We start from the raw sequence: 25,001 nt of genomic DNA on the forward strand, positions 1-25,001 counted from the left end.
GGACCGACCTGTCTGTGCACAGCCAAGCCCAGCTCAGCGCCATCGCCCGCCAGCTCAACGAACGGCCCAGAAAGACCTTGCTCTATCGAACACCAGCAGAGACCTTCGCCGAGTGTGTTGCAGCGATCAGTTGAGCCCACCCCCCATCTCACCCGTTGGGAATGTCCGCTCATGACGATGCGGTGATCGCAATCCTCGGTCCCGCTGTTCCATGGCCGCGTGGGTGCCAAGCGTCAGATTCTATCCACTAGTTAGAGATAGACTGGCAGCTCGGCCGGAGTAGACGGCGATATAGTGAAGACCTCCCCTGTGACGCTTAGTATGGATAGGGCCATTCGGTAGCGCTATGGCGGAGGCTATCGATCACGGCATAGCGGCGGCCTAATTGTCCGGCTTAGCCGACCTTTGACGCCGCAGATCCGTCCTAAGATAGATCGCCCATCGCCGCATTAAAGGTATGCGCTTTTCGAAAAGATCCGTGCGGTGATAGGCGGCAATAGTAGCATTGCCTTCTTTATGCGCGAGGGCCGCTTCCTGAACATCGACACCAAATCGGGTTCTATTTGCGGCCCAACCGCGAAAAGTCGCTCGGAATCCGTGCGTAGTTAGCTCGTTACCGCCTAGCCGTTTGGTTAGGCCGAGCATCGTCATGTTGCTAAGCGGAGAGCCTTTCGACGCTCCCTGGAAAACGTAATCCACGCGCCTTGCACGGTCGCTACCGCTGATCCTCGTCAACACGCTAACCGCCGTTTTAGATAGCGGCACCCTATGCAGAACAGACGCTTTCATACGTTCGGCCGGGATCGTCCATACGCCAGCATCCAAATCGATCTCAGACCACCTTGCACCCAGTGTTTCATTCGTTCTGGCGGCCGTTAGGATTGTCCACTCTAGGGCCCTAGCGGGCGTTCCCTTCGTTCGGCGGAGCTTGGCGTAAAATGCCGGCACTTTCTCATAGTCCAAAGCGCCGTGGTGCTTAACCTTCCCGGCCGCCTTAGGAAGCAAGGGCTTCAAGACATTGAGCCGCGCAGGGTTTTCTGTCGAGCGAAGCTCAATCGCCGCGGCCGCGTCGAGAATATTTTCAATACGGTTACGGACACGCCTCGCCGTCTCTCGCCTTGCCACCCAAAGCGGCTGACGTTCGCGTGCCTGCCCGACTTTCTGCATTAGAACCGCTAGAACTTCTTTACGCCCGACATCGCCTACCAGCAGGTCACCAATGAGTGGATAGACGTAATCTCCCATCTGCTGGAGCCAGTTTGCCCTATAAACTTCGCTCTTCCACGTAATGCTGTGCGACTGGAAATACTGGTCGGCACAGTACCTAAAGGTCTGGGCTCGACTAGTCTGTAGGCGGCTCTCTGTATCGATCCTACGCTTGTGATCCAGCGGGTCGATATTCTCTGATCTAAGCGCACCAGCGGCTTGGGCCTTTTCCCGGGCGCGGGCCAGCCCTACCGCTGGATACGGGCCGAGACCCATTTCCTTCTGCACTCCCGCCGTCATGTAGCGGTAAATCCAATGTGCCGAACCGGGCGAGGAGACGACAAAATAGAGCCCTGCTCCATCAGAGTGTCGTTTTTCAATTTGGCGCAGGCTTACTAACTCCGCCGCTTTCAATTTGCCGCCACGCGCCATTTCCTCGCCTCTTAAAAACCCACAAAAGTACCCACGAAAGCAATTTGAAGGCAACAGGGGCCGGCAAAGCCCGTCACGACGGACCCTGGGACAAGTGTTTGATTTTAAAATGGAATTACTAAAGCCCTAAAGGGCGAATAATCCACCGATTAACGGTGATTGGCGGAGAGGGTGTCCGCCAATCACTGTTGATATTGCTTGTGTATTTTGGACTTCTGAAATTCCAATACAAACTACAACACAAAGGGCTTTCGCCGGCATCGCTTCGTGGAGTGTGACGGTTGTACGTGCGGATCGATGTTCATGCCCAGGTACGCACGTTGATGCGCGGGACCTGAGCAATGGGTGTGGGGGACTCGAAGTGCAGTCCGGGACATGGCGCGGAGGCCCAAGGCGTGACGTGCCACCGAACCAGCAATCCCTTACCCAGCTACCCCCTCCGCGCGCCGATCCTGGCTTACGAACCACAGTAACATCGACATCAGCGATCCATCCTTCAGCGCGCATGTGTTCCAGCACTCGGACTGCAAGAGGGGTTAGTCCCTCCAGTGAGGTTTGCGGGAACTGGGGCGAGCGGGATGGTCAACGGCGCGAGGAGAGGGGCTGAGAGGGGATCCGCGGCGTACCTCACGCCATCGCCGCCAAGGCGCGTGCATACCTCACGCGGATCTGGCGCAGGTGCTGACCAAGTTCCAGCGCAAGGATCGTAAAGAGGGGGAACATCAAACTGACAGTTTGGACTTTCGACCGTAAGGTGACCGCCACAGTGATCGCAAGTGGGGCGTCGTGTCCGAGGAAGACAACATAGATCCGGAGAGGCGCAGCAACGTGCCAGCCCTTCGATCTCAGAGCTCTCTGCTTGATGTCGTGCGCCCTCTCAATCGCCTGGTGGCCAGGGCCGCCACCGATGCGCTTAACAGACTTCCGAGCCTGGCTGAGAAGCGCTGGCGGGTTGGCGGGTTCGAGCTGTGTGACCTGTCCTATCGTCAGGTCATGATCTGGCTGGAGCACCTCAAGTCCAACGGTCGAGTGATCACACTTGAAGACTTCGCGGAGCCTCAGCAGGAGGGGTGGGTCGCTGACGGTCAAATAATCAAAGTACATTTGCCTAACATGGGATTTGCCGAGCTGGACCTCTCCTGCGTCCCGGGCCTCACCTATCTACAGTGCACCAAGAACCAACTGAACAAGCTCGACCTCTCCGGTGTTCCTGGCCTCACCGATCTCATATGCGATGACAACCAGCTGGCCGAGCTCGACCTTTCCTGCGTCACTAGCCTTAACAACCTCGAGTGCAGCAGCAACCAACTGACCAAGCTGGACCTCTCCTCCGTCCCGGGCCTCACCGAGCTCTGTTGCTACTCCAACCAACTGACCGAGCTGGACCTCTCCTGCGTCCCGGGCCTCACTTTCCTTCACTGCGGCAACAACCAGGTGACCGAGCTGGACCTCTCCTGCGTCCCGGGCCTCATTTGGCTTTGCTGCGGCAACAACCAGTTGACCGAGCTAGACCTCTCCTGCGTCCCGGGTCTCACCGATCTCGAGTGCAACGACAACCAACTGACCGAGCTGGACCTCTCCTGCGTCCCGAGGCTCACCGTTCTAAATTGCCGCGACAACCAACTGACGGAGCTGGACCTCTCCTGCGTCCCGAGCCTGTACAGTCTCGATTGCGCGTTAAACCAACTGACCGAGCTGGATGCCCGGAATTGCGCCGAGCGTGCTTACTTGATCTGTGACCGGGATGTTCTGGTTCGCAAGCGTCCGGAACAGTTCGTGAGATATCTCGCATGAACGATGCCGACTGGATCGTCCTGGATACGGAAACAAACGGCCTGATCCCGCCGATTGCCGTCGTCGAGCTGGGCGCGCAACGGATGCGCGGATGGGAACCTGTGGGTCCGCCGTTCCGGTTTCTCCTGAACCAGAACGCTGAAATTTCTCCCGAGGCATCGCGGGTCAATGGCTACACGCGTGAGATCCTTGAGCGCGACGGTGAACTGCCGCTGACGGTCTATCGAGCCTTTGCCGACTATACCGGCGACCGTCCGCTGGTCTCCTTCAACCTGCCTTTCGATCTGGATAAGGTGCTGATCCCGGAATGGACGCGCTTCGGGCTGTCGCCCGCCGGCCAGCGGGGGTTCTGCGCCCTTCGCCTTGCCCAGCGCCTCCTAGATCCTGTGCCCGCCGGTAACTGCAAACTGCAGACGCTTCGCCAGTATTACCGCCTGCCTGAGCGCGGCGCGCATACCGCGATGGGCGATGTGGAAACCACCATCGACCTGCTCCGGAATGTACTTCGGCCCATTGCCGAGACGCGGGGGCTGACGACCTGGTCGCAGCTGCTCCAGTTCTCAGAGGAAGAGTGGTTTCCGTCCCAGCTCACGTTCGGCAAGCACAAGGGACGCGACTATCGCGAAGCGCTCGCCGATGAAGAGTTTCACAAATGGCTCAACTGGCTGACGACCTCGAGGACCGAGCGTTCCGCCAGGATGGGTCGCTGGTACCTGGACCGGCTGCTTGTCGCAGGCACCTCCGTCGAGCCGCCGCCGTCTGCTGCGGTATTTCCCGATCTGAGCGGGCCGGCGAACGGCCAAAGACCAGGCGGTGCGGCAGGGCTGATCCTCTTTGTTGACCAGGAGCAGGAGAAACTCAGGGCGTTGATCCAGTTCTCCCGTGCGCGGCTTGCTGAGCTGGAGGCCGAGTACACCACTGAAAAGCGAAACGTCGATGCCCTGAACGCGGCGCTTTTCCGGCGGGTGCGGGGCCATTATCAACGCCGCGATCACCTGCAGCTGGTCGTGAACTACCGACGCCTGTTTCTCGATACGCTGATTGATCGGGGCGAGGAGGAGGCCGAGGAGGTCGAGAATGGCTATGCCGAGGAGAAGGCGCGCACTGACCGGGAATATGAGGAGGCGATCCGCGAGACAGACGACAAGGTCGAGCTGACCGAGGCCCAGCGCGAGGAAATCCAGGTCCTATGGAAGAAGCTCGTTCGCCTGTTCCACCCTGATCACCTCCATGGAGATGACGCCAAGCAGGCGATCTACCAGCGGCTTACTGCCGCCATCAATGAGGCCCGCGACGCGGGCGCTATTGATACATTGAAAGAGATTGCCGACGACCCCGACGCTTATATCGCCAGGCATGGCTGGGGGAAGATCAACATCTCCCAGGAGGACAAGCGCCAGGATCTGCGCAAGCTGTACGTCGCCCTTGAAATCCAGATCGTTCAGCGGATTGAAGCGCTGGAACGGCTACGCGAAAGCGCGGAATACGAGCTTATGAAGCAGTGCCGCAACCGGCCCGGACTTCTCGACGAGGTCGCCGAGAGCCAGCGAAAGGCACTGGCTGCGGAGATCGAACTGCTTGAGACGGAGGCCGCGGTCCTTTCCGAGGAGATTCTTGAGTTGAACGGCAAGGACAGCGGGATCTAGCGGGCCAGAGCGCGTCCCGACTCGCGCGTGCTCTTGGCGACCATCGAGGATCAGACCGCTGAAGGGGTCGCAGGCAGTTGTGCGAGCTTGAGGCTCCACCATCATCACGGATGGTCTTGATCTGCGGCTTAGACCTCGCCACGCGTCAGGACGGCCCAGACGATGCGGGTGGCGTACTCTTAGGTTGCTCGCCCCACGCAGGCCAGTTGCCCCAGGGGGGCATGGGACCAGCTGGTGACACCTAGGGGGGTGGGTCTTAGGTGCCGCGTTTAGTTGGCTGGCCACGCCGAAGAATCGGGACGATCGCCAGCCGTCGAGCGTGGCGCCCATTAAGCTAGAGCATTTTCCGATAAGTGTGAAACGGTTATCGGATCGAAAAATGCTCTAACTTTTTGAATTAGAGCCCTTTTTATCCGATCTGAATGACGCAATCAGATCGGAAAGGGCTCTAGCGGCCTCCGGCGTGATCTCGACCAACGAGGCCTGATCCCACCCCTCATCAACTGGCCAACCGCCCGCGCTTTTGCGGGCTTTTTTCATGGGGAAATGACATTGTGATCTGAAACCCTGGCGCATCTCCAAGGCCATTTGGACCGGCCTTATCGGCAGCGCCTGGGGGGTGGCCGGCACGCTTGGCCTGCTACCTCAGGGGCTGAGCCAAGCGGATGTGCTGACCGTGGTTCTGGCCATCACGGTTATTGGCGGGGTGGTGTTTCGCAAGACCGCCAAGGCGCGGATCGAATAGCACTCTGTCAGTCGGCGGCGGCGAGTTGCTGCGGCGGCATCAAGCCACCGGGTCAGGCACGACAACCACCGCATGCTTCGTGACAATGTCCTGCAATTCACTCGGGTTGAACGCGACATCCCAGGCCCACTGCCCAAATCCTCCAGTGCCGTTGATCGCATAGACCCATTCATTCAGTGCGTCGCGCTTGGCCTTGTTCTGCGGGCTGTCAGTTCCCTTTATTTCGAGAGCAAGCATCCTGCCGCTGGATAACCGGACAAGAAAGTCGGGCACATACCGTCGCCGCGACCCCGCCCACATGTACTGAATCTGGAAGCCCAGATGGTCGTTCTTCGCGTAGGCGACAACATCATCCCGGCTCTCCAAAACATTCGCCGCATGACCCTCCCAGGAAGAGTCGCCGACCAAGTGGCTGATGTGCGATTTGATCGCAGGAAAGCATGGCTTTGAGGTGTACCAGGTCCGCATCTGCGACGTGCTGCCGATCGGGTTCTCCTCGTCGAAAATAGGGGTCAAGCGCTGGGTGTTCTGCTGCTTCACGTGACGCATGACGTGTTGGACGACGAGGTCGATGTTCAGGGCGATCAGAATACGGCGACGTAGGGGGTCGGAGTGGAACAGGGACGGAATGTCCAGCAGTCGGGACCCGAGGAAGCGCTCAACGATCCGCACCAACTGGGCTGCGAGGTATTCCTCGGTTCCGGAGAAGCTGTGCTTCAGTTGAGCGAACCCCTTCCGGGCCGCCTGAAAGATGAGGCGCTGCAAACGGAAGCCGTCGGGTAGCTGTTCGAGGTCGATCGTGGTGACCCTGCCCATGTCGGTGGCGCCCCCCAGCGCGGGGGCCATTTCGGCGTTGATGGGTGTCGAGGCCGGATCGAGCACAAGGGGGGGCACCGCGTTCCATTCGACGGTCAGCTGAGGCGTCACCACGGTTTCGATGCGCAGGACGTTTGGCCATCGGATCTCGAGCTTCGCCTGATCGGGAATGACCTCGATCTGGGTTGTCGGCCGAGGGGGCGGGGGAGGCTCGCCACCCTCTCCGGTCTCCGAGATGGTCAACGGCACGCCGAAGACATTGACGTATTCCGGCAGGAACAAGCCGTCCTCGTCTGTATCATATGACACCCGGCGCAAGCCCCGGCCCACGACCTGTTCGCACAACAGCTGGGAGGTGAATGCCCGTAGACCCATGATGTGGGTTACGTTTTTTGCGTCCCAGCCCTCGGACAACATGGCGACGGAAATGACGTTCTGAAGGTCCTGGCCGGCCGCTCCCCGCTTGCCGACGTTGTCCACGATCTCGCGAAGCAGCTCCTCCTTCTTCATCCCCGCGAACTTCTGCTTGCGGGTTTCAGGGAGGTCAGCGGCCTGAACTATGGCCTGCAGGCGCTTTTCGTAATCCTTGTCGGACCCTGCCGCTTCTCCGATCTCCGCCTTCTCAAGCACCTTCGAGTCCACCCGAAGAGTCCTGTTTGGGGCGTGAAGCTCAGGCCAGTGCGAGTCGCCCTTGTTGAAATAGTTCTCGACCCGCGCGGCGGTCTCGGTGCGGTTACAGACCGTCAGCATCACCGGGGGCGAATGGTGGCCGGCATCAAGCCACTGGCGTTGCGTTTCACGCCAGTCGGCGCCCAGCAGCGTGTAGGCGTCCTGAACCAACTTCGGCAGAGCCTCGTGCGGCTCGGCCTTTGCCCTGTTCAGGTCCTCTGATACCGATGGATCGCGGTAGATGTGGTAGAGCTTTGATCGCAGTGTCTTCGCGTCCGGCAAGGCGTCGTCGCGCACCACGACGCGAGGCGTCTTGACCAGCCCGGCCTCGATCGCATCGTTCAGGCCAAAGTCCGAGATGATCCAGTCGAACAGCGCTGTGTCGGTGCTCTTCTTTCCGGTCGGGGCAAAGGGCGTGGCGGAAAGGTCAAAGCAGCGCTGAATCCGTCGCGTCTTGTGGATGCGATCAAGCCCCTCGATCCAGCGGGTGGCCTCGTCCAGGTCGATGCCCTGTTCCTCGGCCACCTTCTTCGAGATCTTGACCTCAGGCGGCTTGCGATAGGCGTGATGCGCCTCATCGTTGATGACAATGATGTCCTTATGCGCGGCCAGTTTGCCCAGAATTCGACGGGTGTACGCCTCATCCGACTCGCGACCTTTTTTGACGACCGAGCGATCCACCTCTTTCAACGGCATCAGCGTGTGCCAGTTTTCGATCAGAACCTCGGCCTGGTTCAACCTCTGGCGCAACGCCTCTGACGGGCACAGGTTGAACTCGTCGTAGTAGCTCCCCTCGCTCGGCAAGAGGACCTGAAGCCGCTCCCTTACGGTCAGGCCGGGGGCCACGATCAAGACCGCTCTGCTAAAATCCTTGGTCCGCTTGGGATAGGTCAGGGCGTTCAGTACCTGCCAGGTGATGATCATCGCCATCACGGTGGTTTTGCCGGCACCCGTCGCCATCTTGTTGCACAGGCGTTCCCACGTGCCGCCATCGCCCGGGATCGCAATGCCCTGCTTGAAGGCTTCGGCCCCCTCGACCCACCAGATCAGGGTCTCGATCGCCTCCAGCTGGCAGAAATAGAACGGGTGCTGCCTTGCCTCCCGGTCGTGCCAGTGTTCCAGAAGCTTGCGGGTGACGATAGTCACGCCCGGCCAGCCCGCCTCGCGCCATGAGTCCACCCGGGAGCGGATGATGTTGACGAGGTCCAGCACCTCGGTCCGCTTGGTGTTGTTTCGGGCGTCGAAAATCTCATAGCTCGCCGGACGACGCTCGGGCTTGATCTCGAGTTTGCCTCCCTTGCCTTCGACCCAATGCTGGGCTGGGCAGACGAACGGCGTATTGATGATGAGGGACACGGCCTACCCCTCGAGTGTCATGATCTTGAGGGACTCAATGCCGCGATCATCGACGATCTTCACGGCGATCCGCCCATTGTCACCGGCCGCGAAGGGCAGTGACACGGTGCCATGAAACTGTTCCAGCAGTTCCTCATCCAACTCTGAGCGCACCGTGGCTTTCAGCCGGTTCCAGCCGCCCTTGGCGTCGGCCATGGGGAAAAACACCTGATGTGGCATCAGCGAGCGCTGATCGTAGTCGGTGTCGAGCGACCACATGGCGATCTGCTTCTTGCCGCCCGATACCAGGTCGCCAGCTTTTGGATCGAAATAGTCGAAGCCGTTGACCTCAACCTCCCACAACCCATCTTTGCGTCTGCGCAGCTCCACATCAGGCTGGCCTATCAGCCAGAATGACTGGTTCGAGGCTCGCGCCCTTTTCAGATCCTCGGTCAGCAGGTCGGTGTTCATTTGAGCTTTCAGCAGCGTGACGCCGGGCCAGTTCACCTCGTCGATATCCTTGGCGGCCTCGGGGTCGAACGCGAAGGCGCAGAACAAGATGAACTTAGGCGCGGGGCGCAGCGTCTCAGCCTCGCTCAGGGCCAATTCCACCTGGCGTTGTTCGAGGGCGGCATGCTCGGGGCCAAAGCTGACGACGACACGTTCGCCTGTGTCGGCCAGAGATCCACTGGCGTGCAGATGGCGTAGGCCGGGCAGCGTCTCGAACTCGGCAAACCGCAGGATTGCGCCGCCCTTCGCGCGGACGCCAGTCTTCAGAAGCTCATCCCGCCAGAGCGACTGCCGCGAGGTCTCGCCCGTCCGGGCAATGCTCTCATTCGCCTCGGACGGTGGCAGGCTGTCATCCAGGCTCAGCACCGTTGGCGCGGGTACCGCTTCGACCGAAAAAGGTCCGGTGATGCGCAGGCGGTTTGGGTCGATGCGGGGCTTATCATACAGGCTCTCCTGTTCGGCATGGTCTGAAATGCTGGCGTCCATCCGCCGCTGCATCGTTTCACGGGCTCTATGGAAGGCATCAAGCCGTACACGCGTGGACTCCGGCCAGTCTTCCGTCTGGACAAACGGCACCTCCCATTCGTCCAAGGTCTCTCCTTGGGCGAAGTCCACCGGACTGCCCTTGCGCGCACCCTGTGTCGGAACAAGCGGCTTCGGTGGACTGGCGGTCAGAGCTGCATTCAAAGAAGCAAGCGCGCTTGCGACCTTTGCGTGATCTTCCGCATAGATTGTATCGATGTCGGGATTGTTGGCGATGGACTTCAGAGTGATGTGCGGAACAGTTTCATATTCAAAGCCCCCCCTCAGCCCCTCGTGTGGATAGCGCAGCGCGAAGTAGTCGAAACTGGCTGTCATCAACCGCTGCTTGGCAAGCGTGATAGCCACGCGGGAGGTGTCACAGGTGATCCAGCGCCGGCCCCATTTTTCGGCGACAAACGCGGTGGTGCCCGAACCGCACGTAGGGTCCAGCACGAGGTCGCCGGGATCGGTGGTCATGAGCATACAGCGCTCAACGACTTTGGCGTTCGTCTCCACCACATAAAGCTTGTCGGCTACGAAGGCCGCAGCGCCAGTGTCGCTCCAGTTGTTGGTGATTGGCGTTACAGGATAATCGAGAAGGAAAGTTTTAAAGCGTAACTGTCCACTTCTATCAACAACTCTTCCCGCCTTCTTCAGATTTTCAATTCCAGGCCTAGTTGTTCTCCACCCACGTTTCTTATTCTTAAATTCCAATCCCTGAAATTCTATATCATATATCTGATTGTCATTTTGTCCCGTAAGATCCGAAAACGCTAAGACTCTCGAATCAGCACCGACTTCGAAATCTAATTCCGTTGCTCGGCGAATTTGTCCAATATTCTCTTCCGCCCAACTGTACACAGTGCTGAAGGAAGATCCCGTTTCTTTTCCCAGAAACATTTGTCGATATTTCATCGACTTCTTATCTACTGCATACCAAATAATGTAGTCGAAGACCCGAGATAGGGATAGCGTCCGCGCCATCGGGCTATTTGTTGATGCGGTTGTTTGAAAGGAAATAAGGGCCACAAAATTTTCGGAACCAAAAATTTCGTCCATCACCTGGCGGATTGAGTGCACGTTTTCGTCCCCAATCTGAACGAAAACAGAACCGCTTTCATGCAACAAGTCCCTCGCAAGCATCAGTCTGTCACGCAGATAGGTCAGGTAAGAATGGATGCCGAGTTCCCAGGTGTCGCGGAACGCCTTGATCATCTCGGGTTCCTGGGTCAGATCCTCGTCTGACCGGTCCTTGACGTCGCGCTTGTTCGTGAAAGGCTGAAAGTTCGACCCATATTTGATGCCATAGGGCGGGTCGATGTAGATCATCTGCACCTTGCCGCCCATGCTCTCCTTGGTCAGGAGCGAGTTCATCACCAGCAGGCTGTCGCCCGCGACCAGCCGGTTCGACCAGCCCTTCTCGTGCGAATAGAAGTCGAGCGCCTGGCGCAGCGGCAGGTTCTCAAACGGGGCCGCGAAAAGGTCTGGCTGCTTCCATTGTACGCTCGCATCCTTGCCTTTCAGGCGTTTGGCCGCGTTAGCCAGGATCGTCGCCGGGTCCACCCGTTCATGGACGTGCAGGCTGACGGTATCGACCTCAAACGACGTCCGCTCGGCCTTGCCCGTCCAGTTGAGGTAAGGTGCCTGCAGCCGCTTGAGCTCGATCAGCGCGTCCTTCATCGCCTGGGGCTCGCCGCTGGCCAGCGCGTCGTCGATCAGCTTTTCAAGCCCGGCACGGGCGCCGTCAAAGTTCAGCACCGGGTCCAGATGCGGATCGTAGGCCCATTTCGTGCGCGCACCGTCCGGGTCCGTGCCGGCATGAACCATGCCCACCTCGGGGTTGTTCACCCGCGTCTCGCCGTGGCGGTAGGAAAGAACCTGAACCGGTTCGCCTGCGGAACGACGCGAAACGCCTGACGTCTTGCCTTGAGGCTTGGCCCGCAGCCGTGTCGGCTCGTCGTCGCCCTGCATCTCCAGCGTCAGGTCCGTCACGTCCGCCCGATAAATCGATCCACCGCGCCCGCGCCCCCGCCCCAGGACGCCCTCATCAACCAGCGCGTCGCGGGCGGCCGCGTACTCCTCGTCCGATAGGCCCGGCACATGCTCGCGCAAGAGCGCCATCATCGCGCCATTGCCCATGGTCGATCCATCCTCCGGTGTGGCGGACAGGATCAGGTCGGTGAGGCTGTCGGACATGCGGATGTTTCCAGGACTCGAGGAAGGACCTTTTTCCATATTGTAGAGCCCTGGTGTTCCTGTCAGCCCAGTCTTCAGGCAAGCGTAATGGCCGCCGCTTGTGTCTGGCCACGGCCGCGATAGACGTGCGATCCTGCCCTCCATGACGGCGCAGGCAACCGAGATCCTTACCTACATGGGCGAAGATCTTCGCCTGATGACTACACCATTGGAGCAATACCTGCATCTAGCCAAGGTTTCGTTGGACCTTGAATGGCCTAGCTCAGCACTTTGGCGCGGTTATCGTGGTAGTTGGGAAATAATTGACGACCGACTCTACCTGACTGAACTGAGCGGTGATTTCAAAGATGGTTCGACCTTAATTTTGGCAACCCTTTTTCCCGCATTCCCCGATCGTGTTTTCGCCCACTGGTATTCAGGAACACTCCGCATCCCGCAGGGCGAGCAACTGGAGTACGTGCACCTAGGTTTCGGAAGCCGCTACGAGCGGGACCTTCTGCTGGCCGTCGAGCGCGGCGTGGTCGTACAGACAGAGGTGCGCCAGAATAAACCTGTGAACCGTGACGCAGCTCCGGACAGATCTGATGTTTTTTGGCGCACCGTCCTGTCAGACGGGAGTTAACCTCCTATGATTTGGGTCTTCGTATACCTAGGCGTGGGCTTATTCGGGGTTACGATATTCCTGTGCCGACCAGGAAAAATTATGGAAGATGGAGGCTTAATTGCCGCCGCTGTTGTCATAATCTTGATGGGTCCATTTTGGCCGGTGGGCTTCTCCCTGATGATCGCGGGCCGGGTTTCGCAGTACTTACCCAAGCGCAATCCAACTGCCGCGAGGTCCGTGCCCTTCAAGGTTCGTCTGAGGGATCTGCGCGCGACGATGACGATCGAGGATATCGAAACACAAGAGCGCGTCATCGACCCCCTGGCTGCAGTTCCAGATCTGCCATTTGGGCACCTGAATCCAGGGTGGGAGCGCTTCAAGGCTGGGCTTTCACCGGGCACCCGGGTCTGTTCGTTCAGTCGCACCTATGGAAAACATTACGTGGAGCGGTACGATGGATACGCTGAGGTATCACCAAAGGCGCTGATTGGCTGGTTCGTGACACGGGTTCGCCCGACGTCGAATTGACTATATGGCGGCCTTCAACGTGTGCCGGCGTTCCCTGAGTGCTCACGGGGGAAGAGGAGCAGAGACTTACCCGCCGCGTCACACTGACAGTTATTTCTGGGAATATCGGGAACTTTAATTTACAACGTAAAAATATGAACGGCCGGGCGTGCTCCATCTGTGTAAGTCCGCGGTGCGGGGAAGTGGATGCCGCCTTGGCCTCCGGAGGGCGGCTGGTTGCGACCGGGTTGGCTTTCGGGTTTTCCAAATCTTCGGTGGCTCGCCATCGGGTCAACTGCCTTGCGCCCCGGCTGAGCGCTGCGGCGCGGATCGTCGCCCCGGCTAACCGTGTGAGAGACGAGACTGACAGGGCCAAGGCCATCGCCGACGGCACGCTCCAAGCCACTGCTGATGACATAGCCACCCTGGTGGGTCTGTCAGCCCGCGTGGCGCGCGCGCTGGACCGACTTGAGGGCGCAGCCGACGGGGCGGCAGCAGGGTCTGCCTACAGCGCCCTGGCGGCCCTTAGTGGCCAGCTGTTTCGAGGCGTCGAAACGTCCGGACGGCTCCATGGCCTTTATGGTGATGGCAAAGCGCGGGGTGAGGAGGCTCAGACCTTCACAGTCAACATCATCTTGCCCCCGGTGCCCGCACCGGGGGCCCGGGCGCAAATGCTGGACCGCGATGAGGTCCGGGAGGCCGGAGAGCTGGCGCCCACCCTGCGATTTGACTTCTCGGACCATCAGCGTGGTGGGGCCTTACTCAACCTTACGTCAAAGCCGGATTGAGAGGGTGAGCATGCCCGTCACGGTGAGAAAAACTGACCATTCCGCCGCAGACATGGATCGGGCACAGGCGTCGTGGGCGACAGCATCCTTCAGCAGGCCCTGAGCATCCACGGTGAGCAGGACTACGCGCCGCCCCTCCAACGTCGAAACGTCGAACTTCCTCTGCTTCACCAGACCAACCGCCTGTCCCGAACGTTGACTTAGGTGACTCGCGGCTCCTTGCGCGGCCCTGATGGTGGCCCTCGTGCGCGTCGCTCTGAAGTTATTGATCGCCTCGCCGAGACGATCCCCCCATTCCAAAGCGTAGTGGTCCACGCGCTGAGACGAGGGGCCTCTTGGCATGAGATCGTCAGATGGCCCCAGCACAGTATCGAACCCAGCCACCCACATCGGGTTGAACGTAATGTCATGAACGGCCACGCGCAGCCCATCTCTGGCATCACTGGCGCTGTACGCGACAGCTGAGAATGCCCGATTGCGACCGTGTCTGGAAGTCACTACGCCCTGACACGTTTGTGCCACAGGGCTATAGGTCACCTGCCCAAATTTCGAGCCGTAGCATGCGAGAACTGACGCCTTGAGCTTAGGCTCTGGCACTAGGGACCAGGTATCAGGTCCGCTGGGAAGCCACCGCACCTGGATGGAGCCGTGTGCTCCGCCCAGGGCAACGAGTTCGGGACCTTGCGCGAAGGCCGACAGGTGTGGCTGGCGACGTGGTCTAGCCATCGGTCAAGCTCCTAGTCTGATGATAAAGCTCTTCATGCGGTTGGGCGTGTGTGGTTGCGTCAGTCACCCCCCATACCCCCCAGCGCTGACTGACGCGCTCGGCCTTGGGCCGGCGGTCGCCCGCATTCTTCAGATCTTCGATGGTCGTCAGTTCAAACTGACGCGGACTGACGCAAGGATGTCGGCAGGGGTAGGTCCTCATATGATGTACGGTCCTGGGGCCGGATCGTCCCTCCAGGGCGTGTCGTCCCACCGGACGTAGAGGCTCGGCCGCTTGTTGCGCGTTCCGGGGATCATGACATCCCGCGTTTCGATCCAGCCATGGATGCAAGCGTACGCGTACGCTTCCTTGGCCAGCAGCTTGCGCTGGGGCTCTGACATAGTCGGGAAACGGGCTTGCAGGACCGTCGCCACGTACGGCACGTAAAAGCGATCCTTGGCCTGCGGCGCTGAACTGTAAGGCGCGCCACCACCCTGCGCGCCGAGTGCGAAGGTCACGGCAACGTCGCGGAGCGCCACGTCAGGCAAGGTGCGGGTCCCGGGCTGAGGTGTGAACTTGTCGGCTACAGCGACCCAGTCCTCGTTCGGGTACTCCGTGGTGCCGTTACCCATCGGCACCGCGACGAGGCGGAAGTACTCGTGCTTGGACAAGGGCCCCAAGTTCGCCTTGAGGTCCATCAGTTCGCGGATGTTGTCCTCCTGACCGAAGGGGACCCCGATCTCGGAAATGACTGAGGCCGGGGGCCTACGCACGCCTTTTACGCCCCGGGATAGGTTGGTCAGGGCAGCGGCCCCGGACGTGATCTCGGCCCCATCAACCTCGACATTGGACCCCTTGCGCGTGTGAGCGACGATGACGATGGCGCAGTCGCAATCTTCCGCGATGCCCTTGAGGCCGCGCATGACCGCAGCCATCAGCCCATTATCGTTGCCGCCATGCGGTACGAGCGCCGCCAGGGGATCGAGGACCATGAAAGCAATGCCCTTGGCGGTAACCAGGCGGCGGATGGCCTGCATACCCGGCTCGCTGACCCGCTCATGCCGGGTGTTCAAGTCAATCTCTGTCAGAGCGAGCCCAGGCAGATCGCCAGCGCCGATCACGTAGACGCGGTCGATGGCGGGGCCGCTGAGCTTGAAGTGGTTCACCGCAGCCTTGAAGCGGAGGCCAACCTCACCGCGCCGATCTTCGGCGTTGACGTAGGCCACCGTCAGAGGGTGCGCTACCGGGTGGCCGAGCAGGTCGCGCCCAAAAGCCACGGCCAACGAAGCCGATGTCATATACGTGGACTTGGCGAGACCGCCGGCCGAGACCAACAACGTGACCTCACCGCGGTGACCAAGGCCCCCGTGCACCGGCCGGCGCTTGTAGGGTGCCGCCATGACGTTCCGCAGGACGAAGGGGTCGACTTCAGGACGGATTTCCGGGAAGACCGCGCTGGTCGAGAGGGGTGGACGCCAGCCATAGGTTGCAGCTTGGTAGAATAAGCTCGCTATGGTGATGGTGACTCCGCCAGCCGCACGCCTCATGGCGGTAGCCGCGAGAAATTCATCCCATTTCGCGGTGTTCGCGGAGCGGTCGTACCCATGGGGAAATGCGCCCTCGAAGGCTCCGGGCCTGGCGCACAGGCGATGCCACAGGTCGCAAAGCTCCCTCTCATGCTCAGGGTACGCGCACGCTGCTTCCGTGAACGCAAAGGTGAAGTCGCGCCAGGGGGCATAGTCCCGGATGGCCTCAGGGGGGATGACGCTGCCGGCGCTGGCAACCACTTCAAGGTCAAGTTGGGCCGGCTGAATTCCGCTCATCAAGGCGTCATTGTCGTCGATGCAAAGCCCCCGGATGTGGCCGGGTGCCGGACCAAGGTCCCAGGTGTCAGTTTCGTGCACCCCGTGCCGCGAGGCACTGCCGACCTGATTGGCCAGGGCTTTGAACTCATCGGGCCGACGCGGGAGGACATCAGGCATCGTGGTCCTCCAGGACGTGGCCCGTGACGGTGAGATAGCGGCCGGACGTGTAGAGTTCGATCCCGTCACGGCTGACGCCGACGGCGAGGGGTTTAGCCAGGCAGAAGATGCGCAAACCGTGCCCGCTCGGTGACCGCTCTGTGTAGGCGTCGAAGTCCCGCACGATGTCGCAGGCGCGGTCGCTAGCCTCCTGGCTATCGTCCACCTTATCCAGGTCGACGCCCGCCACCACTAACCCATCATCTGTCACCGGCTTCCCGTCCAGGACGAAGCCGACCCCGGCAAAGCCACCAGCGGTGTAGGCTGACAGGGCGGCCTCGAAGGCGGACCATGTGCTGGGGTCGCTGACGTTTGCAGCTCGGCCATCAGGCATGCACGGAACCTTGGTCCACCCTACCCCACGTGAGACATACCTCCAGCAAACCCAGTTCGGGCGGCTGCACAGCATGCTCGGGATATTCTCGGGCTTCACGGGCAGGGCGACCGGCTGCCTGGTCGGTGTTACGGCCGGCACGTTCATCGTGACGCGCCAGCTGATTTGTCAGCCGACCAACCGGCGGGGTCATCCACCCACGCGGAGATGGCCGCCCGGTCCCAGCCTGAGGCATGAGATGTGAGCTTTTTCGGCGGCGGGAATTTGCCGGTCTTGATAAGGGCATAGATGGCTGAGCGACGGAGGCCGACGACGGCCATGACGTCGGGCAGGCGGAGAAACCCGTTCAGCGGCGGGCTCTGGAGCGGCGTGGGAGCAGACATGGAAACACCCGAGTTGCAGTGGATGTCTCTGACCTACGGCGGACAGACCCGACCCGCACCAGCACGTATTGAGGAATAAATTTGGGACCAGAGTTTAAGGGCGTACCGAGTTGGCCGCAGCCACCTGTCGCCGGAGATCACCCGTGTATGAGGCTCCGCCATCCGCCGCGCCGATAATCACACGAGCGATCTTCACTGCTACGGCTTCACCCCTCGCCATGCCGCCGCTCCAAACCTTGGGTGCAACGCCAGTAGCCTTTTCCAACGCCCGCGCGGCGTCATTGATCGCGTGGGTTCGTTCGATGGTTGGCCGGTTCCCGACCCGGCTACGCAGTGGCGCTGCGCTTGGTGCATCTCGGGCAGCCTTCGCGAAAGCTACAGCCTCGGCGACATCGGCTAGCAAGCCTTCAAACTTGCTGTTCGGGAGTTTTGCCACCTTGGGGATGGCTTGAAGGTCAGCCCTTATCGACGCCCTCTGCGCTGGCGTTATGGGATCGGCCACACCTCTGGCTTTGGGCGGATTCCTTGGTCGCCCACGCTGGCTCACGCGGCGGTTTCCGCGCGGAGAGCGGTGACATTGACGAGGCCATCGCAAAAACGCGCCCATGCCTCCATCAGGGGCCGACGTTGCTCAAGCAGGTTGCTCCGCTGATAGGCGGCCTCTGCCTTGTCCTTCAGGCCGTGAGCGAGCGCCTTTTCCGCAAGTTCGCGCGGATAGCTGGTTCGTTCTGCGGCCCAGTCCCGGAAGGTGCTGCGGAAGCCGTGGGCGGTCACATCGGCCTGTCCCATGCGCCGGAGGAGCATTGTGAGCGCCATGTCGGACAGCGGCTTCCCAGAACGTGTGCCGGGGAACACGGCCGCCATGGGATCAACGTCCTGCGGCATGGCCGCCTCTAGGATCTCAACCGCTCGCGCCGACAGGGGGATGCGATGCTCGCGGCCGGACTTCATACGTTGCTCCGGGATCGTCCAGATCTTGGCGTTCAGGTCGATCTCGCCCCACGACGCGCCCCGCGCCTCACCAGATCGCGTCGCCGTCATAATGGCGAATTCCAACACCCGAGCCGCCACGCCGTCCTGCGTGCGCAGCGCCTTCATGAATTCAGCCATCCCGTCGATAGGGAGCGCTTCATGGGGCTTCACCTTCTGGACCTTGGACCGGGCGGGCAGGACCAGCTTCAGATTTCCGCGCCACGCGGCCGGGTTGTCGCCCTCCCGCAGCCTCAGGACTTTCGCATAATCAAGGATCACCTCAATCCGACCCCGGACCCGGCTCGCCGTCTCAGTCTTCGCCTCCCACAACGGTTTGGCGTCCTTTCCGGTGCCGACCGGCTGGCGGAGGACCCTGAGCACCGCCTGCTCGTCAACCGCGCCGACCACCTGTTCCCCGATGAAGGGATAGGCATAGGTCTCCAGCGTCGCAGTCCACTGGTCGGCATGCTTCGCGTTCTTCCAGGCGGCGCTGTTCGCCCGGATATAGTCCTCGGCCACAACCTTAAAGGTCACGGCCCGTGCGGCATCGGCTTTCCGGGCCGCCTTGGCGGCATCCCTCACCGCCTGAGGGTCCTGGCCGTCTGCTTTGATCCGACGGACGTCGGCCACCTTCCGCCGCGCCTTCTCCAGCGTGACATCTGGAAAGGGGCCGAGGCCCAATATCCGGGCCTTGCCGTCGAAGGTGTAGCGGTAGCTCCAGCTAGCAGTTCCGACCCCGCCCGGCTCAGCCCGCCGGCCGTCTACGAAAAGATAGAGGCCTCCCCCGTCGTGCAGTGATCGGATCGCCACTTGTTTGCCGTCCGCCCACAGGGGAGGGGAGGCCGTGGCGTCCGCAACTTTCTGCTTGGCGAACTTCTCAACCGCTAGGGCGGTCAGAATCTCTCGTGCGCGAGCCACGGCCTATCTCCAGTACGATCTCCAGTACAACGAATAGGGCGGATTTGGGCGATCGTCAACGGAAGGTCGCGAACGACGCTGGAAGGCGTGAGGACAATTCTGTAGGTATTACAAGGCTTTTAGGCGGGGTTGGCGGACGTGTGCGGAAGGCGTCGGACAAGCCTCGTGGCGGAGAGGGTGGGATTCGAACCCACGGTACCGGTAAAGGTACGCCGCATTTCGAGTGCGGTGCTTTCGACCACTCAGCCACCTCTCCGGAGCCGTCTGGAGGCCCTGGTGAAGGGGCCCGCCGAGCGAGGGCGGAACCTACTCATACGGCCCCGGTGGCGCAAGCCCGTCTGGCGACTGAGTTTTCAGTCCTCGCCGGGCAGGACCACGACGCCGTCCGGGTCGGCGTGCAGGACATCGCCGGGGACGAAGACCACGCCGCCGAAGGCCACGGGGGCGTCGACGATACCGTCGCCGCGCTTGACGCTGCGGATCGGCACCGAGCCCAGGGCCTTCACGCCGATATCGAGCGTCTCCAGGATGGGGGTGTCGCGGACGGCGCCGTAGACGACGATACCGGCCCAGCCGTTCTTCACCCCGTCGGCGGCCAGCACGTCCCCCACCAGGGCCATGGCCAGAGAGCCGCCGCCGTCCACCACCAGGACGCAGCCCTCGCCGGGTTCGGCGAGCGTGGCCTTCACCAGGGAGTTGTCCTCCCGGCAGCGCACGGTGCGGATGGGGCCGGAGAAGGCCTTGCGGCCGCCGTAGTCGCGGAACTGGACGAGGCAGACCTCGACCTCGTCCTCGTGGTCGTCGCAGAGGTCGGCGACGCTCTTGGCGGGCTTCTGGGCGGGATTGTTCATGCGGTGAGCGCCACGCCTTTGTAGTCGTCGCGCAGTTCGCGCTTCAGCACCTTGCCGATGTGACTGCGGGGCAGGCTGTCCACCAGAATCAGGTCGGCCAGGCGCTGGGTCTTGCCGAGCTTGCCGTTGGTCCAGGCCTTGAGCTCGTCCGCCGTCACCGTGGCGCCGGGCTTCAGCGCCACGAAGGCGACCGGGGTCTCGCCCCACTTGTCCGACGCCACCCCCACCACGGCGGCCTCCAGCACCTGCGGGTGCTGGATCATCTCGGCCTCGAGGTCGGAGGGATAGATGTTGAAGCCGCCGGAGATGATCATGTCCTTCTTGCGGTCGACGAGCTGCAGGAAGCCGTCCTCGTCCAACTTGCCCAGATCGCCCGTGCGGATGAAGGTCAGGCCGTCCGGCGACACCCACTCGATCTCGCGCGAGCGCTCCGGCTGGTTGTGGTAGCGCTGCATGGTGTTGTCGGAGCGACCGACCACTTCGCCCAGTTCGCCCAGCGCCACCTCGCGACCGTCCTCGTCGATGATGCGGATCTCGGTGCCTGGGCCTGGCCTGCCGACGGTGTGCAGCTTGTGGGGAAATTCGTGCGCCGCCAGGCCGGTGGCGCCGCCGCCCTCGGTCATGCCGTAACTCTCCTGCAGGCCGCCGGGCCAGCGGCGCAGGACTTCTGACTTCATGTTCACCGAGAACGGCGCGCCGGCGACGTGCTTCATGCGGAACGACGAGAGGTCGCGGCGGTCGAAGTCCGGATGCTCGAGGATCCGGTGCACCTGCACCGGCACCATCATGGCGTGGGTCACCCGATGGTCTTCGGCCAGCCTCAAGAACTCGCCGACGTCGAACTTGGCCATCACCACCGCCGTGCCGCCATGCGTCAGGGTCGGCAGCAGGCTGAGCAGCGCCATGTTGGAATAGATGCTGAGCGAGACCAGCGAGACCGCGTCCGCACCATAAGCGAGGCCGCGGAGCTGACGCCAGCGCATGCGGTGGGCGTGAACGATGCCCTTGGGCACGCCCGTTGTGCCTGACGAGTAGATGATGTTGAACGGACGATCCGGGTCGAAGGCGACTTCGTTTGCGCGCGTGCCGACGGGCGCCAGCCACGTGGAGAACGCCTCGCCGGCGTCGGAGCCGTCCAGCGCGATGCGCTTGGCGAGGATCTCGTCGCCTGACTCCTTCACCGGTTCCCAGACCTTGGCGTCGAAGAACGCGACCCGGGCGCCGGAGTCCTTCAGCAGCAGCACCAGGCTGCGCGGCGCCAGCGACGTCGGGATCGGCGCCGCTGCGCCGCCGGCTCGCACCGCGCCCAGCAGCGCCGCTATCGCGTCCATGGTCCAGCCGCTAACGCAGATCGCCACGACCTCGCCGGGTTGCAGGCCGTCCCTTTGCAGCGAGGCCGCCACTCGCTCCACCACCGCGTCCAGCTCGGCGTAGGTCAGCGCCTGGTCTCCGCAAACCAAGGCGGTCCGGTCCCCATGCTCCAGCGCCCGCGCATGCAGCAGGTCCGAGAACGATCCCAACTCCTGACCAAGCAACTCCGCGACAGACATCTGAGCGCCTCCCCTATTTTGTCCACAGTTGTAGCAGTGACGCCGGGGCGCCGCACTCGAAATCCATGCATGGCGCGCGGACGCCGCCGCTTGCGTCAGCGAGGCTCACAAGGGATTGCGGCGGAATCCCGGTGGGGCCATGGTTTCGGCCTCCGGTCCCGAGGATGATGGCCGGCTTGTCGCAGTGAATGGGATTTCGACCATGAAGGACACCTATGGCGCTCACGTCAGCGTGGCGCTCGACGGACGCCACGTGGCGATCGTGGAGATCGACGCGCCGCCGCACAATTTCGCCAACGTCGAGATGATCCGCGGCCTTGCCGAGGCGCTGGAGGCCCTGGATCTGGAGAACGATTGTCGCGCCGTGGTGCTGGCCGCGGCCGGCAAAAGCTTCTGCGCGGGCGCCGACCTCGGCGGCTCAGGCGGCCTGGGCGCCGGCGGCATGCCGGCGATCCGCGAGCTCTATGAGAACGGCATCCGCCTGTTCGCCACCCAGAAGCCGATCGTCGCCGCCATCCAGGGCGCCGCGGTCGGCGCGGGCCTGGGCCTGGCCATGATCGCCGACTTCCGGGTCGCGGCGCCCGAGGCGCGCTTCACAGCCAACTTCGTCAAGTTGGGCTTCCACCCGGGCTTCGGCCTGACCGAGACCTTGCCGCGCGCCATCGGCCGCCAGCGCGCCGCGCTGCTGTTCCTGACCGGTCGCCGGATCAAGGCGGACCAGGCTCTAGAGTGGGGCCTGGCCGATCAGGTCGTCCCGCTGCAGGACCTGCGCGCCGCCGCCGGCGCGCTGGCCCGCGAGATCGCTGAGAACGCGCCGCTCGCGGTCGTCGCCACCCGCGAGACGATCCGCGGCGACCTGGCCGGCCTGGTCCGCGCCCGCACCGCCATCGAGTTCGAGAAACAGTCGATGCTGCGGGTCACGGATGACTACGCCGAGGGCGTGCGCGCGGTGACCGAACGGCGTCCCGGGAACTTCGCCGGCCGCTGAGCCGGCGACAGGCTGGGTCGAGCTTGAGCGTCACCTGGGCGCCCAGCTCGACCACCCGCGACGGCGGGATCTGGAAGAAGTCGGCGGTGCGCGCGGCGTTGCGCGACAGGAACATGAACAGCAGGTCGCCTAACCGGCCGAGCCCTGGCTGGGCGCGGGCGATCAGCGTGCGCCTGCTGAGGAAGAACGACGTCCGCATGATGTCGAACTTCAGGCCCTGCTCGCGCGCCAGCGACAGGCCGCGGGCGACGTTCGGCTGCTCCATGAAGCCGAAGCGCAGGGTCATCGCCTTGAACCCCGGAGCGATGTCGTTCACCTCGACTCGCTCGTCGTCGGCGACGCTGGGCCGGCGCACCATGCGCACGGTCAGCAGCACGACCTGTTCGTGCAGCACCTGGTTGTGCTTCAGGTTGTGCATCAGCGCGGCGGGCGCCGAGCCTGGCTCGGTGGTCAGGAACACCGCGGTGCCCTTGGCGCGCATCGGTGGTCGCTCGCTCAGCATGGCCACGACGTCGGCCAGCGGCACGTGCGGCTCCCGCGCCGCCAGCCGCCGCGCCCCGCGCATCCAGGTCCACATCACCACGATCAGCGCCCCGGCCATCGCCAGCGGCACATAACCGCCGTGCGCCACCTTCAGAAGGTTGGCGGCGGCGAAACCCGCTTCCACCACCAGGAACGGCGCGAACAGCGCCACGGCCTGCCACAGCGGCCGCTTGTGCAGACGGTGCACGGCGATCACCGCCAGCACCGTCGAGGTCATCATCGCGCCGATCACGGCGATGCCGTAGGCGGACGCCAGGGCGCTGGACGACCCGAAGCCCAGCACCAGGGCGGCGACCCCGAACGCCAGGATCCAGTTGACCTGCGGCGCATAGATCTGGCCCGCATGGTCCTGCGAGGTCGAGATCAGGGTCATGCGCGGCAATAGGCCCAGCTGCACCGCCTGGCGGGTCAGCGAGAAGGCGCCGGAGATCACCGCCTGGCTGGCGATCACCGTCGCCGCCGTGGCCAGTAGCACCAGGGGCGCCTGGAACCATCCCGGGGCCATCAGGAAGAACGGGCTGGCCGCCGCCTTGGCGTCGCGCAGAACCAGAGCCCCTTGGCCCAGGTAGTTCAGCGTCAGGCTGGGGAACACCAGGCCCAGCCACGCCGCCTGTATGGGCTTGCGGCCGAAATGGCCCATGTCGGCGTAGAGCGCCTCGGCGCCGGTAACCGTCAGGAACACCGACCCCATCACCGCCGGCGCCAGGACTGGGTGGGCGGCGAAGATCGCCAGTCCGGTGGCGGGATTCAGGGCGTGCAGGATCTGCGGCGCCTGGACGATCTGGGCCAGACCGAGGATTGCGATCACCGCGAACCACAGCGCGCAGACCGGCCCGAACCAGCGTCCGACCCCGCCGGTGCCGTGCTTCTGCACGGCGAACAGCCCGATCAGCAGCACCACTGCGATGGGAACGATAAAGGCGTCCAGCCGCCCCTGAAGCTGGTCGATCACCGACAGTCCTTCCACCGCCGACAGCACCGAGATCGCCGGGGTGAGGATTGCGTCTCCGAAGAACAGGCCGGCGCCCAGCATCCCGATCGCCGCGATGCCCATCGTCCCGCGTCCGCCGACCCGCTGGACCAGCGCCATCAACGCCAGGATGCCGCCTTCGCCGCGATTGTCGAAGCGCATCAGCACCAGAACGTACTTGACCGTGACGATCAGCATCAGGGTCCAGAACATCAGCGAGACGACGCCGATGACGGCGGCCGAGGCCAACGCGCCATCGGTTGCGCGCAGGTGGGCGATCGATTCCTTGAAGGCGTAGAGCGGACTGGTGCCGATATCCCCGTAGACCACGCCCGCCGATCCGAGCGCCAAGGCCAGGAAGGCCCCGCGCTTGGGGTGGGAGACAGGCGCCGTGTCAACGGCGTCGATGGCGGCCATGGAGGCATCCTGTTCAGACGTAGGGAACCGCCTCTGTCGCGCCACTCGACATAAAGATCCCATGTGGTTGTGGGGCGGGGAGGGCTGGTTCGCCTTGCAACCGCCGCCGTGCGGGGCCTCTTCTGCATCAGGAGGCGAAGTGCGTATGCCCGACACCGATGCGTTCCCCGAGACGCCGGCCCGCCCGACGCGTGTCGTTCCGCCCCTCGCCGCCTATGGCCTGAGCGCGGCCATGGTGGCCGCGGCGATCCTCGGCGCCTTGATCGTTGACCAGGTGGCCGGGGCGTCGAACCTGTCGCTGATCTTCGTACTCCCGGTGGTGGTCGCCGCCGCGGCGTTCGGTTGGGGGCCGGCGCTGTTCGCCGCCGTTGCCGGCATGGCGGCGTTCAACTTCTTCCTGATCGCGCCGCGCGGATCGTTCCGCGTCGACGATCCGGCGAATGTCTGGGCCCTCGGCCTGCTGCTGGTGGTCGCGGCCATAGTCAGTGGGGTCGCCGCCCTGGCCCGCGCCCGCGCCGTGGACGCCTGGCGACGCGCCGACCAGGCCCAGGCGCTGCAGGCCTTCGCCCACGCGCTGG

The 25,001-nt window shown here is 62.7% G+C and carries 18 protein-coding genes, 1 tRNA gene and 1 pseudogene; 8 read left to right on the forward strand and 12 right to left on the reverse strand.

Annotation, left to right across the window (positions count from 1 at the left end):
* A pseudogene (locus Q8N10_RS00910) lies at positions 1-134 on the forward strand (IS30 family transposase); the annotation flags it as partial.
* Between the two features lie 247 nt (positions 135-381).
* Here Q8N10_RS00910 and Q8N10_RS00915 read toward each other — a convergent pair.
* Positions 382-1,638 (reverse strand): integrase arm-type DNA-binding domain-containing protein, encoded by a 1,257-nt coding sequence (locus Q8N10_RS00915; RefSeq protein ID WP_304775150.1) that lies wholly within the window; start codon positions 1,636-1,638, stop codon positions 382-384.
* A gap of 786 nt (positions 1,639-2,424) precedes the next feature.
* Between Q8N10_RS00915 and Q8N10_RS00920 the strand changes: the two genes are divergently transcribed.
* From Q8N10_RS00920 to Q8N10_RS00930, 3 genes are all read left to right on the forward strand, one after another.
* A complete protein-coding gene (locus Q8N10_RS00920) occupies positions 2,425-3,432 on the forward strand; it encodes a leucine-rich repeat domain-containing protein (RefSeq protein WP_305663845.1) in 1,008 nt (335 codons plus the stop codon).
* Positions 3,429-5,078 (forward strand): exonuclease domain-containing protein, encoded by a 1,650-nt coding sequence (locus Q8N10_RS00925; protein ID WP_304775153.1) that lies wholly within the window; start codon positions 3,429-3,431, stop codon positions 5,076-5,078. Before Q8N10_RS00920 ends, Q8N10_RS00925 begins: the two co-directional genes overlap by 4 nt.
* Before the next feature lie 619 nt (positions 5,079-5,697).
* The gene (locus Q8N10_RS00930) at positions 5,698-5,823 is read left to right on the forward strand and encodes a hypothetical protein (protein WP_304775156.1); all 126 of its coding nucleotides are present in this window, start codon (positions 5,698-5,700) and stop codon (positions 5,821-5,823) included.
* Positions 5,824-5,862: 39 nt separating this feature from the next.
* Here the strand turns inward: Q8N10_RS00930 and Q8N10_RS00935 are convergent, their stop codons facing one another.
* Positions 5,863-8,664 carry a BPTD_3080 family restriction endonuclease gene (locus Q8N10_RS00935; RefSeq protein ID WP_304775158.1) on the reverse strand — a complete coding sequence of 934 codons (2,802 nt, stop codon included), beginning with the start codon at positions 8,662-8,664 and terminating at the stop codon, positions 5,863-5,865.
* A gap of 3 nt (positions 8,665-8,667) precedes the next feature.
* Positions 8,668-11,871: a site-specific DNA-methyltransferase gene (locus Q8N10_RS00940; RefSeq protein ID WP_304775160.1), complete on the reverse strand. Its 3,204-nt coding sequence runs from the start codon at positions 11,869-11,871 to the stop codon at positions 8,668-8,670.
* 142 nt (positions 11,872-12,013) lie between these two features.
* Here Q8N10_RS00940 and Q8N10_RS00945 point away from each other — a divergent pair, with 142 nt between their 5' ends.
* Entirely contained in the window at positions 12,014-12,493 is a 480-nt protein-coding gene (locus Q8N10_RS00945; RefSeq protein WP_304775164.1) for a hypothetical protein, read from the forward strand.
* A gap of 81 nt (positions 12,494-12,574) precedes the next feature.
* Entirely contained in the window at positions 12,575-13,003 is a 429-nt protein-coding gene (locus Q8N10_RS00950; protein ID WP_304775166.1) for a hypothetical protein, read from the forward strand.
* 752 nt (positions 13,004-13,755) lie between these two features.
* On the opposite strand, the gene Q8N10_RS00955 is transcribed toward Q8N10_RS00950, so the two are convergent.
* The 8 genes from Q8N10_RS00955 to Q8N10_RS00985 all read right to left on the reverse strand — a co-directional run bounded on the left by Q8N10_RS00955 (position 13,756) and on the right by Q8N10_RS00985 (position 21,505).
* The gene (locus tag Q8N10_RS00955; RefSeq protein WP_304775168.1) at positions 13,756-14,190 is read right to left on the reverse strand and encodes a hypothetical protein; all 435 of its coding nucleotides are present in this window, start codon (positions 14,188-14,190) and stop codon (positions 13,756-13,758) included.
* A 504-nt stretch (positions 14,191-14,694) separates the two neighbouring features.
* On the reverse strand, positions 14,695-16,458 hold the full coding sequence (locus Q8N10_RS00960; protein WP_304775170.1) for an AAA family ATPase: 1,764 nt from the start codon (positions 16,456-16,458) through the stop codon (positions 14,695-14,697).
* Positions 16,451-16,831: a hypothetical protein gene (locus Q8N10_RS00965; protein ID WP_304775172.1), complete on the reverse strand. Its 381-nt coding sequence runs from the start codon at positions 16,829-16,831 to the stop codon at positions 16,451-16,453. The genes Q8N10_RS00960 and Q8N10_RS00965 overlap by 8 nt, the downstream gene beginning before the upstream one ends.
* A gap of 143 nt (positions 16,832-16,974) precedes the next feature.
* A complete protein-coding gene (locus tag Q8N10_RS20990; RefSeq protein ID WP_370690168.1) occupies positions 16,975-17,214 on the reverse strand; it encodes a helix-turn-helix transcriptional regulator in 240 nt (79 codons plus the stop codon).
* Positions 17,215-17,757: 543 nt separating this feature from the next.
* On the reverse strand, positions 17,758-19,104 hold the full coding sequence (locus tag Q8N10_RS00970) for a site-specific integrase (RefSeq protein ID WP_304775174.1): 1,347 nt from the start codon (positions 19,102-19,104) through the stop codon (positions 17,758-17,760).
* A gap of 166 nt (positions 19,105-19,270) precedes the next feature.
* A tRNA-Ser gene (locus tag Q8N10_RS00975) sits at positions 19,271-19,360 on the reverse strand.
* 97 nt (positions 19,361-19,457) lie between these two features.
* Entirely contained in the window at positions 19,458-19,955 is a 498-nt protein-coding gene (gene rraA / locus Q8N10_RS00980; protein ID WP_304775175.1) for a ribonuclease E activity regulator RraA, read from the reverse strand.
* On the reverse strand, positions 19,952-21,505 hold the full coding sequence (locus Q8N10_RS00985) for a class I adenylate-forming enzyme family protein (RefSeq protein ID WP_305663846.1): 1,554 nt from the start codon (positions 21,503-21,505) through the stop codon (positions 19,952-19,954). The genes rraA and Q8N10_RS00985 overlap by 4 nt, the downstream gene beginning before the upstream one ends.
* Before the next feature lie 202 nt (positions 21,506-21,707).
* On the opposite strand from Q8N10_RS00985, the gene Q8N10_RS00990 reads away from it, so the two are divergent.
* Positions 21,708-22,493, forward strand: a complete 786-nt coding sequence (locus tag Q8N10_RS00990) for an enoyl-CoA hydratase/isomerase family protein (RefSeq protein ID WP_305663847.1) — start codon at positions 21,708-21,710, stop codon at positions 22,491-22,493.
* Here Q8N10_RS00990 and Q8N10_RS00995 read toward each other — a convergent pair.
* Positions 22,423-24,423, reverse strand: a complete 2,001-nt coding sequence (locus Q8N10_RS00995; protein ID WP_305663848.1) for a potassium transporter Kup — start codon at positions 24,421-24,423, stop codon at positions 22,423-22,425. The two genes, Q8N10_RS00990 and Q8N10_RS00995, sit on opposite strands and share 71 nt — an antisense overlap.
* Positions 24,424-24,568: 145 nt before the next feature.
* Between Q8N10_RS00995 and Q8N10_RS01000 the strand changes: the two genes are divergently transcribed.
* On the forward strand, positions 24,569-25,001 hold a 433-nt coding region (locus tag Q8N10_RS01000; protein WP_305663849.1), incomplete at its 3' end, for a DUF4118 domain-containing protein.

The organism is Phenylobacterium sp., from assembly GCF_030693625.1.
GTDB lineage: Bacteria > Pseudomonadota > Alphaproteobacteria > Caulobacterales > Caulobacteraceae > Phenylobacterium > Phenylobacterium ferrooxidans.

Coding starts and splice junctions, on each gene's coding strand:
- Q8N10_RS00995 (WP_305663848.1), bottom strand. CDS start 24,423: ATGGCCGCCATCGACGCCGTTGACACGGCGCCTGTCTCCCACCCCAAG.
- Q8N10_RS00940 (WP_304775160.1), bottom strand. CDS start 11,871: ATGTCCGACAGCCTCACCGACCTGATCCTGTCCGCCACACCGGAGGAT.
- Q8N10_RS00985 (WP_305663846.1), bottom strand. CDS start 21,505: ATGTCTGTCGCGGAGTTGCTTGGTCAGGAGTTGGGATCGTTCTCGGAC.
- Q8N10_RS00925 (WP_304775153.1), top strand. CDS start 3,429: ATGAACGATGCCGACTGGATCGTCCTGGATACGGAAACAAACGGCCTG.
- Q8N10_RS00990 (WP_305663847.1), top strand. CDS start 21,708: ATGAAGGACACCTATGGCGCTCACGTCAGCGTGGCGCTCGACGGACGC.
- Q8N10_RS00915 (WP_304775150.1), bottom strand. CDS start 1,638: ATGGCGCGTGGCGGCAAATTGAAAGCGGCGGAGTTAGTAAGCCTGCGC.
- Q8N10_RS00960 (WP_304775170.1), bottom strand. CDS start 16,458: ATGCCTGATGTCCTCCCGCGTCGGCCCGATGAGTTCAAAGCCCTGGCC.
- Q8N10_RS00945 (WP_304775164.1), top strand. CDS start 12,014: ATGACGGCGCAGGCAACCGAGATCCTTACCTACATGGGCGAAGATCTT.
- Q8N10_RS20990 (WP_370690168.1), bottom strand. CDS start 17,214: ATGTCTGCTCCCACGCCGCTCCAGAGCCCGCCGCTGAACGGGTTTCTC.
- rraA (WP_304775175.1), bottom strand. CDS start 19,955: ATGAACAATCCCGCCCAGAAGCCCGCCAAGAGCGTCGCCGACCTCTGC.
- Q8N10_RS00950 (WP_304775166.1), top strand. CDS start 12,575: ATGGAAGATGGAGGCTTAATTGCCGCCGCTGTTGTCATAATCTTGATG.
- Q8N10_RS00965 (WP_304775172.1), bottom strand. CDS start 16,831: ATGCCTGATGGCCGAGCTGCAAACGTCAGCGACCCCAGCACATGGTCC.